General features: G+C 27.6%; 19 protein-coding genes. 17 read left to right on the top strand and 2 right to left on the bottom strand.

Annotated elements, in window-relative coordinates; genetic code table 11:
* Positions 1-74 precede the first annotated feature (74 nt).
* The 13 genes from ACQPUW_RS07825 to ACQPUW_RS07765 all read left to right on the top strand — a co-directional run bounded on the left by ACQPUW_RS07825 (position 75) and on the right by ACQPUW_RS07765 (position 12,488).
* Entirely contained in the window at positions 75-644 is a 570-nt protein-coding gene (locus ACQPUW_RS07825) for an NAD(P)H-dependent oxidoreductase (protein ID WP_430836895.1), read from the top strand.
* Entirely contained in the window at positions 641-1,306 is a 666-nt protein-coding gene (locus ACQPUW_RS07820; protein ID WP_430836894.1) for a hypothetical protein, read from the top strand. Before ACQPUW_RS07825 ends, ACQPUW_RS07820 begins: the two co-directional genes overlap by 4 nt.
* A 441-nt stretch (positions 1,307-1,747) precedes the next feature.
* A complete protein-coding gene (gene arcA / locus ACQPUW_RS07815; protein WP_204594426.1) occupies positions 1,748-2,986 on the top strand; it encodes an arginine deiminase in 1,239 nt (412 codons plus the stop codon).
* A gap of 110 nt (positions 2,987-3,096) precedes the next feature.
* A complete protein-coding gene (gene argF, locus ACQPUW_RS07810; RefSeq protein WP_430836893.1) occupies positions 3,097-4,092 on the top strand; it encodes an ornithine carbamoyltransferase in 996 nt (331 codons plus the stop codon).
* A 75-nt stretch (positions 4,093-4,167) separates the two neighbouring features.
* Entirely contained in the window at positions 4,168-5,610 is a 1,443-nt protein-coding gene (gene arcD, locus ACQPUW_RS07805) for an arginine-ornithine antiporter (RefSeq protein WP_430836892.1), read from the top strand.
* Positions 5,611-5,765: 155 nt separating this feature from the next.
* Positions 5,766-6,710 (top strand): carbamate kinase, encoded by a 945-nt coding sequence (arcC, locus tag ACQPUW_RS07800; protein ID WP_430836891.1) that lies wholly within the window; start codon positions 5,766-5,768, stop codon positions 6,708-6,710.
* 96 nt (positions 6,711-6,806) lie between these two features.
* Positions 6,807-7,262 (top strand): arginine repressor, encoded by a 456-nt coding sequence (locus ACQPUW_RS07795; RefSeq protein ID WP_430836890.1) that lies wholly within the window; start codon positions 6,807-6,809, stop codon positions 7,260-7,262.
* Between the two features lie 334 nt (positions 7,263-7,596).
* Positions 7,597-8,277, top strand: coding sequence for a ribose-5-phosphate isomerase RpiA (gene rpiA, locus ACQPUW_RS07790; protein ID WP_430836889.1), 681 nt, complete (start codon positions 7,597-7,599; stop codon positions 8,275-8,277).
* Between the two features lie 17 nt (positions 8,278-8,294).
* Positions 8,295-9,263, top strand: coding sequence for a Gfo/Idh/MocA family protein (locus tag ACQPUW_RS07785; RefSeq protein ID WP_430836888.1), 969 nt, complete (start codon positions 8,295-8,297; stop codon positions 9,261-9,263).
* 45 nt (positions 9,264-9,308) lie between these two features.
* The gene (locus tag ACQPUW_RS07780; RefSeq protein ID WP_430836887.1) at positions 9,309-10,160 is read left to right on the top strand and encodes a MurR/RpiR family transcriptional regulator; all 852 of its coding nucleotides are present in this window, start codon (positions 9,309-9,311) and stop codon (positions 10,158-10,160) included.
* Between the two features lie 86 nt (positions 10,161-10,246).
* Positions 10,247-10,717, top strand: a complete 471-nt coding sequence (locus ACQPUW_RS07775; protein WP_430836886.1) for a GNAT family N-acetyltransferase — start codon at positions 10,247-10,249, stop codon at positions 10,715-10,717.
* Between the two features lie 76 nt (positions 10,718-10,793).
* Entirely contained in the window at positions 10,794-11,693 is a 900-nt protein-coding gene (locus tag ACQPUW_RS07770) for a hypothetical protein (RefSeq protein ID WP_430836885.1), read from the top strand.
* A 147-nt stretch (positions 11,694-11,840) separates the two neighbouring features.
* Positions 11,841-12,488: a peptidylprolyl isomerase gene (locus tag ACQPUW_RS07765; RefSeq protein WP_430837291.1), complete on the top strand. Its 648-nt coding sequence runs from the start codon at positions 11,841-11,843 to the stop codon at positions 12,486-12,488.
* Between the two features lie 106 nt (positions 12,489-12,594).
* On the opposite strand, the gene ACQPUW_RS07760 is transcribed toward ACQPUW_RS07765, so the two are convergent.
* Positions 12,595-13,122: a hypothetical protein gene (locus tag ACQPUW_RS07760; RefSeq protein ID WP_430836884.1), complete on the bottom strand. Its 528-nt coding sequence runs from the start codon at positions 13,120-13,122 to the stop codon at positions 12,595-12,597.
* Positions 13,123-13,468: 346 nt separating this feature from the next.
* Between ACQPUW_RS07760 and ACQPUW_RS07755 the strand changes: the two genes are divergently transcribed.
* The 3 genes from ACQPUW_RS07755 (at position 13,469) to ACQPUW_RS07745 (ending at position 15,700) form a co-directional block, all read left to right on the top strand.
* A complete protein-coding gene (locus ACQPUW_RS07755) occupies positions 13,469-13,855 on the top strand; it encodes a hypothetical protein (protein WP_430836883.1) in 387 nt (128 codons plus the stop codon).
* A gap of 167 nt (positions 13,856-14,022) precedes the next feature.
* The gene (locus ACQPUW_RS07750; RefSeq protein ID WP_430836882.1) at positions 14,023-14,853 is read left to right on the top strand and encodes a Cof-type HAD-IIB family hydrolase; all 831 of its coding nucleotides are present in this window, start codon (positions 14,023-14,025) and stop codon (positions 14,851-14,853) included.
* 235 nt (positions 14,854-15,088) lie between these two features.
* A complete protein-coding gene (locus tag ACQPUW_RS07745; protein ID WP_430836881.1) occupies positions 15,089-15,700 on the top strand; it encodes a manganese efflux pump MntP family protein in 612 nt (203 codons plus the stop codon).
* 197 nt (positions 15,701-15,897) lie between these two features.
* Here ACQPUW_RS07745 and ACQPUW_RS07740 read toward each other — a convergent pair whose 3' ends face one another.
* Positions 15,898-16,311: an EamA family transporter gene (locus ACQPUW_RS07740; RefSeq protein ID WP_430836880.1), complete on the bottom strand. Its 414-nt coding sequence runs from the start codon at positions 16,309-16,311 to the stop codon at positions 15,898-15,900.
* Positions 16,312-16,497: 186 nt separating this feature from the next.
* Between ACQPUW_RS07740 and gloA the strand changes: the two genes are divergently transcribed.
* Positions 16,498-16,881, top strand: a complete 384-nt coding sequence (gene gloA, locus ACQPUW_RS07735; protein WP_430836879.1) for a lactoylglutathione lyase — start codon at positions 16,498-16,500, stop codon at positions 16,879-16,881.
* The last annotated feature ends 126 nt before the right edge of the window (positions 16,882-17,007 follow it).

Raw genomic sequence — 17,007 nt, 5'->3', positions numbered from 1 at the left:
TTACAGTGCAAATATATAACCATATAATGTAATTAAGTTATCTGTATAAAAATAGGTGGTATGAAGGAGAATAGATGAAAGTTTTAATTATAGTTGATAAAGAAAATAAGGATAAAAGTTTAAGATATGAAATTATAAGCTTTTTAAAAAAGGAATTAACAAATTTAGAAGATTTAAAACTAATAGATTTAAATGAATATGATTTAAAAAGTTGTATTGGATGCTTTGGGTGTTGGGTTAAGACTCCAGGATTGTGTGTTATAAAAGATAAAAGTGAAGAGATAAATAGAGAATTTATCAATTCAGATTTTGTAATATATGTTGGAAGAATAACATATGGATCATATTCAGTTACATTAAAAAGAAGCTTAGATAGACTTATACCCAATATATCTCCATTTTTTAAAATAATAAATAATGAAGTTCATCATAAACCTAGGTATAAAAGATATCCAAAATTAATACATGTTGGATATTGTACTAATATAACAGAAGAAGAAAGATATACATTTAAAAGTTTAGTAAAGGCTAATGCAGTAAATCTTCAAAAAGATAAATCAGATATCTTTATTGTAGAAAATATAGAAGATATAAAGGATTATTTAAAAGATGTAACAGGAATTATTAAGGGAGATATAAAATGAAAAAAATAGTTTTTATTAATGGAAGTCCTAAAGGTAAAAAAAGTGGAAGTGAATATTTCTTAGAGAGAATAGAAAGTAAATTAAATATATCAGATGATAATATTAAACTATCAAAGATTAATATAAAAGATAGAAGTAGTAAGAGAGATAGTTTTAAATTAATAAAAGATAGTGATATAGTTGTAATTGCATTTCCATTATATGTAGATACTCTTCCTTCTACAGTTATAGAATACTTAGAAGAGTTTGAGGATTGGATTAATATGAATGGATATAAAGTAAATAAAATAAATTTATATGGAGTAGTAAACTGTGGCTTCTATGAAGGAGAACAGACAAAAATTGCAATAAGAGTTTTAAAAAATTATTGTAATTCTTTGGGTATTAAATGGTGTGGTGGAATTGGAATAGGAGCTGGGGAATTTTTTAGTGGATCACAAAATATACCTTGGCAAGCAAAGATAAAGGAAGATGCAAGATTAGCTTTAGATAATATGAAGGATTGTATTATAAAAGGTCAAGCTATGCAAACAGATATATTTGTTACAGCAAAATTAAATAAAAGGATATTTTTACTTGGTGGAAGTTATGGTTGGATTTATCAAGGAATAAAAAATGGAGTAAGTATAAGAAGTCTATGGAATAAGCCGCATATAAAATAGGAAATAAATAGGAGGATGATATATCATTCTCCTATTTATTTGCATTTATTTGATAATGGATATCAAATATGTATGAAAATGTATGAGAATATATTGGAATTACTGAAAAAATAGAGAAGATTATATAATAAAATAGAAAAAATAGAAAAAATATAAATAAATTTATTCCAGGTTTATGCATAAATTATTCATTCTGGATAGTTAATATTTTAACGTAGTAAAGCAATGAATAGCGAGAGAATTACATCATTATATTAATTAATAATGCAGGTTTTAATTCATTGAATGAATAAAATTGAAAAATGCTATGCATTTTATTCCAAAAAATGGTTTGTAAGCGTTATAACAGGTATATATAATAAAAACTGTAAACAGCGTTAATCAATTGTGATTGACCCCGCAGAATTGTTTACAAATTACAAAAGAAGAAGGAGCGATAATATTATGGGAGAAAGAGCTTTAAATGTTACCTCAGAAATTGGAAGATTAAAAACTGTATTATTACACAGACCTGGAGAAGAGGTTGAAAATTTAACACCAGATTTGTTAGACAGACTACTTTTTGATGATATTCCATATTTAAAAATTGCAAGAGAAGAACATGATGCATTTGCACAAACTCTAAGAGATGCAGGAGTTGAAGTTCTTTATTTAGAAGTACTTGCTGCAGAAGCAATAGCTACTGATGAAAAAGTAAAAATGAAATTTATAAGTCAATTTATAGATGAAGCAGGAGTTGAAAGTGAGTCTTTAAAAGATGCTTTAACTAGATACTTCTTAAGTTTTGAAAATAAAGCTATGGTTGATAAGATGATGGCAGGTGTTAGAAAAGAAGAACTTAAAGAATATAATAGAGATTCATTATATGATTTAGTAAATAACACTTATCCATTTGTTTGCGATCCAATGCCAAATCTTTATTTTACAAGAGATCCATTTGCAACAATTGGACATGGGATTACATTAAATCACATGAGAACAGAAACTAGAAATAGAGAAACAATATTTGCGAAATACATATTCGAAAATCACCCAAGATTTAAAGGTAAAGAAGTTCCTTTCTGGTTTAACAGAGATGAAAATACTTCAATTGAAGGTGGAGACGAATTAATATTATCAAAAGATACTTTAGCAGTTGGTATTTCACAAAGAACTGATTCAGCTTCAGTTGAAAAACTAGCTAAAAGATTATTATTTAATAATGATTCAACATTTAAAACTGTACTAGCTTTCCAAATACCAGTAAGTAGAGCATTCATGCATTTAGATACAGTGTTTACTCAAGTTGATTATGATAAATTTACAGTTCATCCAGGAATTGTAGGACCTTTAAATGTTTATGCAATAACTAAGGATCCAGAACATGAAGGAGCACTTAAAACTGTAAAAGAAGTAGATACTTTAGAAAATATATTAAGCAAATATTTAGATAGAAAAGTTACATTAATTAAATGTGGTGGTGGTGATGAAATCATCGCAGCTAGAGAGCAATGGAATGATGGTTCAAATACTCTTGCAATAGCACCAGGTGAAGTTGTAGTTTATTCAAGAAACTATGTAACAAACGGAATATTAGAAGAGTATGGAATAAAATTACATGTAATTCCATCATCAGAACTTTCAAGAGGAAGAGGTGGCCCAAGATGTATGTCAATGCCACTAATAAGAGAAGATTTATAAAAATAGCTTATTAAAAAATTAAATATAAAAAATACATGTAGTGTTTACTCTCTTTGATTCAATGAGAGTATGGAGAGTAAACACTTAGTTAAACTAAGGAGGAAATTAAAATGGCAGTTAATTTAAAAGGAAGAAGTTTTTTAACATTAAAGGATTTTACACCAGCAGAAATTAGATATCTTTTAGACTTATCACATGATTTAAAAGCTAAAAAGAGAGCAGGAATCTTAGGAGACAGCTTAAAAGGTAAAAATGTAGTATTATTATTTGAAAAAACATCAACTAGAACTAGATGTGCTTTTGAATGTGGAGCAGCAGAAGAAGGAGCACATGTAACTTTCTTAACAAATTCACAAATGGGTAAAAAAGAATCAATAGAAGATACTGCAAAAGTACTTGGAAGAATGTACGATGGTATTGAATTTAGAGGATTTAGTCAAGCAACTGTTGAATCTTTAGCAAAATATGCAGGAGTTCCTGTTTGGAATGGATTAACTGACGTAGACCATCCAACTCAAATATTAGCTGATCTTCTTACAATAGAAGAACATGCACATAAACCACTTAGTGAAATAAAATTAGTATTTACAGGTGATATAAGAAATAATATGAGCTATGCTTTAATGTATGGTGCAGCTAAAATGGGAATGCACTTTGTAGCATTAGGACCAAAGAGCTTAGATCCAGACCAAGAAATAGTAAAGGAAATGCAAGAATACTCAAAACAAACAGGAGCTATAATTGAAGTAACTGATAATGTTGATGAAGCAGTTAAAGATGCTGACGTTATATACACTGATATTTGGGTATCAATGGGAGAAGATGAAAACTTATATCCAGAAAGAGTTAAATTACTTTCACCATATAAAGTTACAAGAGAAATGATGAATAAAACTGGTAATAAGAATACATTATTTATGCACTGTTTACCATCATTCCATGACTTAGATACTGCAGTTGCAGTAGATATCCAAAAGAGATTAGGATGCGATATTAGAGAAGTTGAGGATGAAGTATTCAGAAGTAAAAATTCAGTAGTATTTGATGAAGCTGAAAATAGAATGCATACTATAAAGGCCGTAATGGTAGCTACAGCAGGAAAATAATCAACACTAGTCGGCTATTAATTAATAGCCGACTAAAATTTTCCCTAAAATCAAACTGAATAAGGAGTGATAGTAATGTCAGAAGAAAAATCAACTGGTGAACAAAGAAATCTTGGGTTTGCATCTCTAGCGGCATTAATTGTTGGATCTATGATAGGTGGTGGAGCATTTAATTTACCATCTGATATGGCAAGAGGAGCAGGTACAGGCGCAATTATTTTAGGTTGGATTATAACTGGTATTGGTATGATAGCACTTGCTTTTGTTTACCAATCATTAGCAAATAGAAAGCCAGAGCTAAGTGGTGGTGTATATAGTTATGCAAAAGCTGGTTTTGGTGAGTACATAGGATTCAATTCTGCATGGGGATATTGGTTAAGTGCATGGATTGGTAATGTATCTTACTCAGTATTACTATTTGGAGCAATTGGATATTTTGCACCAGTATTTGGAGAAGGTAATAACTTACCATCAATTATTGGAGCTTCAATATTAGTTTGGGCATTTACTGCATTAATACTTAAAGGTGTAAGTGGAGCAGCCCTTGTAAATTTAATTACAACTATAGCAAAATTAGTACCTATTTGTGTATTTATAGTTGCTGCAATATTTGCATTTAATTTACATAATTTCACATTCGAATTCTGGGGTACTACAGATATAGGAAGTGTACTAGATCAAGCAAAGAATACTATGTTAGTAACATTATGGTGCTTTATAGGTATTGAAGGTGCAGTAGTTGTATCTGGTAGAGCTAAAAAACAAAGTGATGTTGGTAAAGCAACTGTAATAGGACTTATAGGAACTTTATGTATATACCTTTTAATTTCATTAATGTCTTTAGGGGTTATGAATAGAGTTGACCTTTCAGGACTTAACAATCCATCAATGGCTTATGTTTTAGAGTTTGCTGTTGGTAAATGGGGAGCAGTTCTTATAAATATAGGTTTAATAATTTCATTATTTGGATCATTACTTGGATGGTCATTATTATGTGCCGAGATTCCATTTGTAGCTGCAAAAGATGGTGTTTTACCTAAGATATTTGCAAAAACAAATAAAAATGGAGCACCAGCAGCTTCATTAATAATAACAAATATTTTAGTTGAAGTATTTTTAGTATTAACATTAGTAGCTAGCAGTACTTATCAAGCATTATATTCAGTAGCAAGTACAGCGATACTTGTACCTTATCTTTTAAGTGCTATGTATGGACTTAAGCTTACAATAACTGGAGAAACTTATGATACTAATCCAGTAGGAAGAACAAGAGATAAAATTTGTGCAACGATTGCTACCGTATATGCTATATGGTTATGTTATGCAGCCGGATTAAAATACTTATTACTATGCTTTATTCTTTACGCAATTGGTATTATATTCTACTATATTGCAAAGAAACAAAATAATAAAGATGAAAAAGTATTTAAAGGAGCAGAATTTGGAATTGCAATAGGAGTAATTGTAATTGCTATAATAGCAGTAGTTTTACTAGTAAATGGAACTATAAGTATATAAAACTTACTAAACAAAAGATAAGAGCTATATAAATAAAAGGTTATATAAACAAAAGATAATTAGATTAAAAGAAAACAAAAGATAAAGATTAAAAAATATTAAATAATAAACAAAAGATAAAAGTATAATTTGGAAATTATAAGGAGGAACAAAAGATGAAAATAGTTTTAGCGTTAGGCGGAAATGCATTACAATCAGATCCAAAGGATAAAAGTGCAGAAAGTCAATTAAAGACTTGTAAGGATACTGCAAAATCAGTAGTTAAATTAATAGAAGCTGGACATCAAGTTTCAATAGTACATGGTAATGGTCCACAAGTGGGACAAATACTTGCAAGTATAGAAGCTGCATATCAAGCTGATCATAATAATACACTATTCCCATTTGATGTTGTAGGTGCCTTCTCACAAGGTTATATTGGATATCATTTACAAAATGCAATTTTAGAAGAATTAAATAAAAAAGATATAAAAAAATCAGTTGAGACTGTTGTAACTCAAGTGGTTGTAGATAAAAATGATAAAGGATTCCAAAATCCAACAAAACCAATAGGATCTTTCTATACTAAAGAAGAAGCAGAAAAGCTAGAAAAAGATAAAGGATATGTAATGAAAGAGGATGCTGGAAGAGGCTATAGAAGAGTTGTTGCTTCACCAAAACCTATTGATATTGTTGAAAAAGAAGCTATAAAGACAATGGTTAACGATGGATTCGTAGTTATTGCTTGTGGCGGTGGTGGAATACCAGTAGTTAGAGAAGGCGATGAGCTTGTTGGGGTTCCAGCTGTTATAGATAAAGATTTTGCAGCAGAGAAATTAGCAGAAATACTAGATGCTGATATATTATTAATACTTACAGCAGTAGATAGAGTTTGTGTAAATTATAATAAACCTAATCAAAAAGAATTAGTAGAAATTAATCTTGAAGAAGTAGACAAGTATATTGAAGAAGGACAATTTGCTCCAGGTAGTATGCTACCTAAAGTTGAAGCTTGTAAGAAGTTTACAGAATCAGGAGAAAACAAAACAGCTATTATTGCATCACTTAAGAGAGCTAATGATGCTTTAGTTGGGGAATCAGGAACTAAAATAGTAAGATAGTATTAATTTAAAATTAAATTTAATGATGCTAAACTAAAATGGGGATGTTTAGTTTAGCATCAAGAAATAGTATTTTACGAAGAGGAGTAGAGTATTATGGAAAATGAACTAAAGAAAAGAAGACGCGAAGAGATACTAGATATAATAGAAAATGAAGAAATAGGTAAACAGGATGAATTAGTTGTGAAACTAAAGCACCGTGGAATTAATGTTACTCAAGCTACCTTATCAAGAGACTTAAGAGAGATGCATATAATTAGAAAGCCAGCAGGTAATAAGGAATATAAATACATAATAGTTACACGAGAAGATGTTGGAAAGAGATGTCAAAGTGTATTTAAGGATGCAGTATTGAGTATCTTTATACAAGAATATTTTATATCAGTAAAAACAATGAATGGTATGGCTGCAGCTGTAGGAGAATTAATTGATAGATTAGATGATAAAAAAATAGCTGGAACAGTTGCAAGTAATAATAATGTACTGGTTTTATGCCGAAGTCATGAATACGCAAAACATGTATATAAAGAATTAAATGATTTGAGACTTTAAGTATTTTTGTATATTCTTACTTTAATATAAGAATATTTATAAACAAACATAATAAAATAACAATCCTAATTATAAGGAATATTTTAGGCAAAGGAGCTTAATATATTCCTTATTTTTATTTGTAGAGAAGGAAATATAATCTTAAATAAAATCTAGTGTTAGAAGTGTAGTAATTAAATACTTGCATTAACGAAATTTTATTTCGCATATAAAGTAATTGACGAAATATTACTATTATAATATTATAGTTTTAAAGGATAGAAAAATTTGTTACAAATTTAAAATTAGATAAAATTTTTCTAATGAATATGAGAATATATGAGGAGGGGAATTTTTGAAGGAATATAATTTAAAGAAAATTTGTGCTAAAGAAGCTTTAAAGCAAATCAAGCCTAACAGTATAATTGGTTTAGGTGGGGGAAGCACAATAGCTTATCTTGTACAATATATAAATGAAGAAAACATAAATGTTAAGGTTGTTACACCTTCTATAAAAACAAAAGCACTCTGTTTTAATAATGGATTAGAAGTTTTGCATACTTCATTGATTGATGAAATTGATATAGCTTTTGATGGTTGCGATGAAGTAGATGAAAATTTAAATGCCATAAAAAGTGGTGGCGGTATACATACTAAGGAAAAGTTAATTGCTAGCATGTCTAAAGAATATATACTACTTATAGATGACAGCAAATATGTAAATACTTTAACAAACAAGTATCCCATTGTATTAGAAATTATAGAGGATTCACTTAGTTATGTGCAGAAGGAAGTTAAAAAGTTAGGTGGAAATCCTGAGACTAGAAGTAGTATAGCAAAAGATGGATATACAATAACTGAAGGAGGGAATCTGTTAATAGATGTAACCTTTGAAGATATTCAAGATGCATATGGATTAGAGAAAAACTTAAAAAGTATCTGTGGAGTTATAGATACTTCATTATTTATAGATAAAGTTACAAAGGTATTGATTACAGGGAAAGATGGAACTAGAATAATTTCTAAAAATAAATAATTTATGAGGTGAAAGATATGAATAATATTAAATGGGCAATATTAGGACCAGGAACTATAGCAGCAGACTTTGCAGGTGCAATAAATGAAGTGAATGGAAACGTTTATGCAGTAGGTTCAAGGAGAATTGAAAAAGCAGAAGAATTTGCAAAAAAACATAATGTGGAGAAGGCCTATGGTAATTATGAAGAAATGCTAAAGGATGATGAAATAGATGTAGTATATATATCAACTCCACATAGCAATCATTATGAATATATAATTGAAAGTCTTAAAAATAATAAGCATGTTTTCTGCGAAAAGGCAATAACAGTTAATGGAGATCAATTAAAAGAAATAGTAGAACTTGCAGAATCTAAGAATTTAATTGTAGCAGAGGCAATGACTATATATTACATGCCACTATATAAAAAGCTTAATGATATGATAAAGGATGGAAAGCTTGGAAAGCTTAAAATGATTCAAGTATCTTTTGGAAGCTGTAAAGAAAATGATCCAACTAACAGATTCTTTAATAAAGATTTAGCTGGAGGAGCTCTTTTAGATATTGGTACTTATGCATTATCATTCACTAGATACTTCCTTTCAAGTAAACCAGAAGAAATTTTAACAACAGTTAAAAAGTTTGAAACAGGAGTAGATGAGCAATCAGGAATAATACTTAAGAATGAAGAAGATGAAATGGCTGTAATAACCCTTACAATGAGAGCTAAAATGCCAAAAAGAGGTATTATAGCTTGTGAGAATGGATTTATAACTGTTGATGATTTCCCAAGAGCAAATAAAGCCACAATAACGTATCTTGATGGAAAAATTGAAAATGTAGAAGCTGGAAATGGTATGAAGGCTTTAATTTATGAAGTAGAAGAAATGAATAATTGTATCAAAAATAAGAAGAAGGCAGATGCATTAAATTTATCTATTGACGTAATGGATATAATGGATGAAGTTAGAAATCAATGGGGAATTAAATATCCTTTTGAATAAAATTATTTAATTAACTTCATATAATTAAAAAGGAGCAATGATAAATTGAAAAATAAAGAAAGAAGTGTATTAGATAAAATATTTGCAGTTTATGATAATTTATATGAAGCAGAAAAGAAAATTGCAGATTATGTTATAAATAATCAAGAAAAAGTAGTTGATATGACAGTTTCAGAATTAGCATGCAAAAGTAATGTTAGCGAAGCTACAATAATAAGATTCTGTAAAAAGTGTAATTTTAGAGGTTTTCATCATCTTAAAATAAGTCTTGCAAAAGAAATGGTTACATCGGAAGAAAGTAAAATATCAAATACTTTAGATATAAATAATATATCAGGATCTATTCAAAATATATTGGCTAATAAAATTGAAGAGTTAAAACAAACTGTAGCAATGATAGATGAAAAGGAAGTTAAGATTATTTTAGATACCATCAAGAAATCAAGAATTGTTCAATTTGCAGCAGTTGGAAATACAATACCTATAATTTTAGATGGTGCATACAAATTAAATCAAATAGGAATAAGAGCTGTGGCAAATTCAATATGGGAAAATCAACTTGCTTTTTCATATAGTTTGACCAAAGAAGATGTATTAATAGCTGTATCAAGTACAGGATCTTCTAAGAGACTTCTAACATTAGTAGATGTTGCAAATGAGAAAGGTGCAACTACAATTTGTATAACAAATCATGAAAGTTCTCCCTTAGCTAGTAAATGTAAATATAGAATAAACACATCTACAAGAGAGAGACTATTTTTAGATGAATTTGCATTTTCAAAATTATCTACTATGGCTGTTATAGAGATATTATTTTTATTATTAGCAGTAGATAAAAGAGATGGGTATACTTGTATAAGTAGCCATGAAGAATCTATGGTAGATGATAAATTTTAATGTTTACTGGGTATTGAATGAAAATTCAATACCTTTTTATTATATTTATAAGTAAGGAATAGAGAAAATTTATGGAGGATGATTATATGATTAGTCTTAGTTATCTTACAAAAGATGATATAGAAAATGTAGTTAAAATTTATAATTCAAATGCTAAATTTTTAAAAGAGCATTTGGATAAAGAAGAGGTAGATAAAGAGTTTATTGTGAAAGAACTTAAAGAAATGAAAAAAATGAATTTTGATAGCTTTAAGGTTGTATATAATAATATTACTATTGGAGTATGTGATGTAAAATTTGATAGTGAAACCTATTTATCTCTTTTAATGATAGATAATAAATTTAAGAATAATGGGTTTGGAAGTAAGGCATTTTATGAAATAGAGAAAATGGCTGAAGAATTTAACAGTAAATCAATAAGAATTGATGTAGTTTATGGATATGATAGTAATGTTACTGAGTTTTGGCTAGATAAAAGTTTTGCAATAAAGGAAAAAGTAAAGCTTAATTGGGATAAAAAAAGTTTGGATGCTTATATAATGGTGAAATATATATGATTTAGAATTATACATATCAATAGTATTATTATATAATTATTATAAATTAGAGTATTAAAGGAAAAGAGGACAACTAATGAATAGATTAAAAGATATGTATGAATCATATATAGATGAATTAGATAGAGAAGGTGTTGTAGAAGAGGCTGTAGATTATGAAGGTTATGCTTATATGTATTCACTTTATTTAAAAAGATATGGATTTAACACAAATAGTGAAGAAGAAATAAATGAAGCATTAAATGAGAATTATAGATTATTACATTTAGATTTTGAAGATATAAGAGAAAGTGGAATTTATGTGGCTCCAATGGCACCGGAGTTACCTTTATTTAATGTTAAGGAAGCTATTAAGGAAAGTAATTGTGATTTAGAATGTTTTAATGTAACATCTATGGAAAATCCTAAAGAATATATAGAGACTTATTCTGGAGTTGTAGATATTGATTTAAATAAGCTAATAAATGAGAAAAGCTCTCTAAGGGTAAAGGATGGATATAGATTAATTCTTTATAGAATTAAAAACAACTTTGAAGATAAATATAGGTTACATGCATTTAGGGGATATGGAATGATACCTATGCCATCTCAAGATAATTTAATTGATACATACTTTGAGGGAGTAGACTTAGAGTTAAATCAAATGGAAGATTCATTTATGAATGCAATTAAAGGTTATAAAACTCCAAATAGCTATATGGAAGCTATATTGTTATTTAATGAGATTATTGAATTAGAGACAGGTAATTTAAGTGATATTGTTCTTTATGGAGAAAATAGATATATTAATAATAGGTTTATTCCGAAAGAACCTATGCTTTATGAATTAGACAACAAAAAAATTGTTGAATATTACGGATATGTACAAGATGAGAGTAGAGAGTTAGATACCTTTTCTAAATATATAGTATTATTTGAAGATGGAGATTATAGTTTAAAAATGGCTAAAATGATAGAAAGTAGTGTTAAGAATTAAATATTCTAAATTATAATATTTCCCCTCTTTTTAAATGATTATATTAATATGTAAAGTATAATATGGTACAATATGTATATATAAAAGGAAAGGGGAGAAATACTAGTGAAAAAAGGGAAGTTTAAATTATTAGTATTATTAACGTTAATGATATCTGGATTTATGCTAGTTGGGTGTGGCAATAACAGTAAGCAAGGTGAAAACAAAGATCAAGGAAATAATGTAGAAGAGAGTAATGATAAATCAACTGAAAATAAAGATGAGGGTAATAAAAAAGATTTACCTACAGTTACTATTGAAGTAAAAGGATTTGGCACAATGAAAGGAGAATTATATCCAGATAAGGCTCCGAATACAGTCAATAATTTTATAGCATTAGCTAATAGTGGTTTCTATAATGGTTTAACATTTCATAGAATAATTCCTGATTTTATGATACAAGGTGGAGATCCAGATGGTGTTGGTACTGGAGGACCTGGATATAGTATTAAAGGAGAATTTTCTTCAAATGGTTTTGATAATGATATAAAGCATACAGAAGGAATACTTTCTATGGCAAGGTCTAGAGATAAAGATTCTGCTGGAAGTCAGTTCTTTATTATGACAAATACAGCATCACACTTAGATGGAGAATATGCTGCTTTTGGAAAAATTACAGAAGGACTTGATGTGCTTCATAAGATTGAAAGCGTCAAGACAGGAGCTAATGATAAGCCAGAAGAAAATGTAGTTATTGAATCAATTAAGGTTGATACTAAAGGCACAAACTATAAGGAATCTGAAAAAATGAAATAAATATAAAAAAAGAAGCTTCTTATTTATAGAAGTTTCTTTTTAATTTATTATAAAATAAAAGACTAAGAATATTTAAATTCTTATAAAGTGATAATAATATAAAAATTTATATTAAAATATACAATATAATTACGCTAACTAATAACAATACAGCAACTATAGAATATGAAAATAATAAATTATCAGGACTAATTATTTTAGACTTTGGATTTTCATAAATAGTAACTTTATTTATATTTTTTAGTACATCTAAATATTTAGGTGATAAAGGAGTATATTGTATTTTTGATTGTCCTTTAATTTTTAATTCTATTATTGGATTTTCATTATATTTAAATACATTTAGAGAATCTATATTTTCTATAAGTATCTTATTTAAAGAAACTTTTTCAAAGTTTTCTTTTGTATTAATTAAATATAAATTTTTATTAGTTAATACAAATATGGTATTCCATATCCATTCATCAGAAAATAGATATCCAAAAAGCCCTCCACCTGAGATTGGACTTTTTCTTTCTTTTTCAGCACTACAATTTGTTGTTTCAAAATATCCTTTAATAAATTCACTGTCATCTAAAGAATTTTCAAGTTCTAATAAATTTTTTTCAAGATTAATATCTAATAAGCTACTCATAGTTATACCCTCCTTATTTAATTACAAAAACTATGTAATTATAGTGCTATTATTTTATTATATGAAATATAAACTTAATAATTGACTAATCTAAAGGCTTAGTTTATTAATAATTGGTGATTAATGTATACTATAAATATAAATAAGTAAAAATGAAACAACTCTATAAGTGAATGTATGTTTAGCATCCAGAATTTGAAGATTATAATGATATGTAGAATATAGAAGAAAAAATATTATTTTAAATTTAAAATATCACAAAATATACATAGAATCTTTTTATTTAAATCTTAATTATGAGATACAATGAATTTATAAATAATTTCATATTAATGGAGGGTTTAACATGAGAGATGGAGTAGTAATTTTATTTCCAGAAGGAGAAGTAAAGCAAGTAGATAGTATTAGAGAAGCAATTGGTATGTCTGAAGAATTTAATAAATATAGCATTGAAGAATACTGCAAGCAATATGATTTAGAATATGATGATTTAGCAAAAGGTGAAGCAAATTTTGCATCAGGATATGAAAATGGAATTATTAAAATGTTTAATACCAATGATGTTATTAAAGAAATAAAAGATTCAGATATATTAAAGTGTGAAAAAGATATTCTTTTAAACAAATTAGAACATAGTAATAAAACACTTAAATTAGAAGATTATGAAGGCTTAGATAGCATATTAGAAACATGCGAAGAAATTGAACTTGATGATCACTATGATGATATTTAAGAATATATGATGAAAATAAAGAGAAGCAATTCAAGAAATTTATTATTGAATGGCTTCTCTTTGTTTGTGATATAATTAAGATGTATGAAAAATGTATTTTACAGAGATATTATGACAAAATAGATATAAATTTATATCTAAGGTTTGAAAGGTGGATTTATGACAGTATGTATAAGTTAGTATGTATAGATATGGATGGAACGTTATTAAATAAACATCATGAGGTAAGTGAAGAAAATAAAAAGGCCCTTAAAGAAGCAACAGACTTAGGAGTTAATATTGCAATATCAACAGGAAGAATATTTGCATCAGCAAGAATATATGCAAAAATTACTGGAATAAAGGCACCTTTAATATGTTCTAATGGAGCTTATATAAGGGGAAAAGATACGGATGAAGTTATATTTAAATCTGTATTAAATAGAGAAGCTTTAGATAAAATATATGAGGTAATAAAAAAACATAAATTTTTAGCTTATTTTGATACACCTTATGGAATAATAAGTGATACTAAAATTCCAGAAGATGATAGTCATAGAGTAATGAATGAGTGGGCAGATAAAGATGAAGAAATTAAGTTTTATGAAGTAGAGGATTTTAGGGATGCATTTAAAGAATATGAATCTGATATATTAAAGCTTATAATAATAGAAGATGAAAATAGCAGTACCATTAAAGAGGCTAAAGAAGACATAGGTAAATTAAGTGATTATGTAGATATAGCTTATTCATGGGGAGGATGTGCAGAACTTACGGCAAAAGGCACATCAAAAGGGAGTGCAGTTAAAATATTAGCAAAAAAACTTGGAATAAAAAAAGAAGAGATAATCTGTATCGGGGATAGTGGAAATGATTTATCAATGCTTAAAGAAGCAGGACTTTCTGTTGTCATGGATAATGCACCAGAAGAAATTAAGAAATATGCTAATTACATAACAGATACTAATGAAAATAATGGAGTAGCTAAAGCAATAGATAAATTTATTTTAAAAATTTAATTGATTTCATGAAAGAATTCTGATAATATAATATGGTAAAAATTAATATATACTCATTTGTATAGGGGAGTAGTTAGCTCGATAATAAATTGTAGAGAGTTATTAAGTCAACATATTGAACGGAAAAGGTTCTGGCTTAATATTAAATAACGAGACTTATGCGTAGTTTTTTTGCTACGCATAAGTCTTATTTTTTTGTGCTAAATGAGTAGAATAAATTAAGAGGAGAAATTATATGAGTTTTTTATCAATTTTTATGACAGGAATAGGTTTATCTATGGATGCATTTGCTGTGGCACTTGCAAAAGGAATGAGCCTGAAGAAAAATTTACTTAAAAATGCTTTAAAGATAGCGGTGTTTTTCGGTGGATTTCAAGCGGTAATGCCATTTATAGGATGGTTTGCTGGAAGATATTTTAAAGACTATATTGAATCCTTTGACCATTGGATTGCATTTATTCTTCTTGGAGCTATTGGTGGAAAGATGATTTATGAATCATTTAAAGGAGAAAAAGAAAATTGTAGCCTAGATGAAGGTGAGATAGCTAATGAAGTTTCAGTTGAAGAAGAATTAATAGAAGAAAAAGAATTAAGTAATAAAAATTTAACACTACTTGCAATAGCCACAAGTATTGATGCATTAGCGGTAGGGGTAAGTTTTGCATTTTTAAATGTTAGCATATTACCTGCAATATCCATAATAGGAATAACAACTTTTGTATTGTGTATGATAGCTGTTTTCATTGGAAGAAAGTTAGGATGTATTCTTCAAAAGTATGCAGAAGTTGCTGGAGGAATAATTTTAATACTTATGGGATTAAAGATACTTATTGAACATATAGGTTAATATTATAAAGACTTAGATATCATTTAAAGGTTTATGTATCTAAGTCTTTATTTTATGAATTATATATTATTAACTTGTATAAAAATAAATATATATTGAAGTTGCATTTTAAAAGTTCAATATTCATAAGTAAACTTATAAGCAAGTTAAAAGAGTATAAAAAAATTTAATATACAATCTTAGATTAAGTAAATAAATTATAAGACCATAAGAAGCGTTCCTGCAGCTATTAAAATACCTCCAAAAACTGATTTAACTGTTATCTGCTCATTTAGTATAAAGAATGCTAAAACAATTGTTATTATAATGCTTAGTTTATCTATAGCAACAACACTTGTTACTTGTCCCATTTGTATAGCTTTATAATAAAATAACCATGATAATCCTGTTGCTAGACCTGATAATATTAAAAAAAGCATACTTTTATTTGATATGTTTTTAATGTCTTTATGAGTTCCAGTAGTAAATACAATTCCCCAAGCCAAGATTAAAACAACAATTGTACGAATAGCAGTTGCTAAATTTGAATTAATTCCATTAATACCAATCTTAGCAAAAATTGAAGTTATTGCAGCAAATACAGCAGACAGAATAGCATATACAATCCACATGAAAAAATCCCCCCAATATATTAAGAATGCTTATATTATAGCATAAATATTAAATTATACGAAAATGAAAATCATTATCTTTTAATAATTTAATAAATTAATATATTAAATTAAGCTATTACTAAATTTTATGTTAATTTATATGATAAAATGTAATTATTATAATTATGAAAAGGAGTTGTAAATATGTCAGTGAAAATGTTACACACATGCATAAGAGTTATGGATTTAGAAAAATCTTTAAAGTTTTATAAGGATGGTTTAGGACTTATAGAGACAAGAAGAAAGGATTTCCCAGAGCATAAATTTACTCTTGTTTATTTATCAAATGAAGTTGGCGGATATGAAATAGAACTTACTTATAACTATAATCCTGAAAAGCCTTATGAAATAGGAAATGGATTTAGTCATACGGCTATTGGAGTTAAAGATTTAGAAGGAATGAGAGAAAAGCATATTTCACTTGGATATAAAGTTACTGATTTAAAAGGATTACCAGGTGAGAAACCTAAATATTATTTTGTAACTGATCCAGATGGATATATGGTAGAAGTTATAAGAGAGCAATAAAGTTTAAAAGTGTAGTATATATACTACACTTTTTTTATTTTTATTATTAAAAGTAAAATTATATATACTTGTTCAAATTTTATATATAGTATAATATAGGGATTATATTATATATAAAAATGAATT

This window comes from Clostridium sardiniense, from assembly GCF_050584765.1.
In the GTDB taxonomy this organism is placed as follows: Bacteria; Bacillota; Clostridia; order Clostridiales; family Clostridiaceae; genus Clostridium; species Clostridium sardiniense_A.
This window is presented reverse-complemented; position numbering and strand designations above follow the sequence as displayed.